This is a genomic window from Atopomonas hussainii, from assembly GCF_900109735.1.
GTDB classification, from domain to species: Bacteria; Pseudomonadota; Gammaproteobacteria; order Pseudomonadales; family Pseudomonadaceae; genus Atopomonas; species Atopomonas hussainii.
In genome coordinates this window covers 1-1,097 of record NZ_FOAS01000044.1, presented here as the reverse complement: position 1 = coordinate 1,097, position 1,097 = coordinate 1, and the positions used below count along the sequence as shown (strand labels likewise).

At 43.5% G+C, this 1,097-nt stretch carries 2 protein-coding genes; both read left to right on the top strand.

Annotated features, from left to right (window positions below; genetic code table 11):
- The first annotated feature begins 78 nt into the window (after positions 1-78).
- On the top strand, positions 79-663 hold the full coding sequence (locus BMX80_RS17580; RefSeq protein ID WP_083394376.1) for an AAA family ATPase: 585 nt from the start codon (positions 79-81) through the stop codon (positions 661-663).
- The gene (locus tag BMX80_RS17575; RefSeq protein ID WP_074870830.1) at positions 663-1,025 is read left to right on the top strand and encodes an RloB family protein; all 363 of its coding nucleotides are present in this window, start codon (positions 663-665) and stop codon (positions 1,023-1,025) included. Before BMX80_RS17580 ends, BMX80_RS17575 begins: the two co-directional genes overlap by 1 nt.
- Positions 1,026-1,097: the final 72 nt, after the last annotated feature.

Below are 1,097 nucleotides of genomic sequence, written 5' to 3'. Positions count from 1 at the left end.
AAAGGTTTTTTGCATGCGGCTGACTCAGGCGATGGGCTTCCCGCGATTGTGCCAGCCAAGAGAGCTGCTGAGGAATAAATCAGCGTTTCCCTAGACATCAAAGATTTAGATATTCAATCTGAAAAATTCTCCGCAAAACACTTACCCGACTCTCTCCCAGAAGAAATCAAAAAAGACATCCTTGAAAACATGAAGGACAATATCTTTTATGATATCAAAACCATTCACGCAGGAACTCAAGATCAAGCTGTAGCATTTGAATTCGATGACGAATCCGACGGCACTCAAAAACTATTCTCCTATGCAGGCCCATGGTTAAATGTTCTTGAAACAGGAAAAGTACTAATAATTGACGAGCTTCATGACAACTTACACCCAAGGTTAGTTCATTTTCTGGTGGATCTCTTTCATAACTCCGAGACTAACCAAAAAAACGCTCAATTAGTTTTCACCACTCACGAAACGTCGATCCTTAATCAAGATGTTTTTCGCAGGGACCAGATCTGGTTCTGCGAGAAAAACAAGGATCAAGCAACCAGCCTCTATCCTCTCACTGACTTTAGCCCGCGAAAAGGTAGAGAAAATTTAGAAGACGCTTATCTGTCTGGTCGATATGGTGCATTGCCGTACGTGAGACCCATTCGCTCATCGAGGGCAGGCTGATGGGGACAGATAATTTATTTCACAAGCGGAGGGCCAAAAAACTAGAGCGAAAAAAACCCTCACGAAAACTATACGAGAAAGTTTTAATTGTATGCGAAGGCTCAAAAACCGAGCCAAATTACTTTAACGAGCTAAAAGATCATTACGAGATCGACACAGCCAACATTAGAATAAGCGGCGAATGCGGCTCGGACCCCGTGAGCATTGTAAGACACGGAGAAGAGCTTTTCAGGGATGCTGCCAGAACAAGCGAACCTTTCGACAAGGTTTACTGCGTCTTTGACCGTGACAACCACGAAAACTTTGACGAAGCAATAAAATTATTAAAGTCACTTAAACCTAAGGAAACGCTGATTTATTAAGCCTCACACCAGCACCAGTGCCGATTCGCAGCGCAAAATCAGAAAACCAGCTCGATTCCCCGCATGACTAGC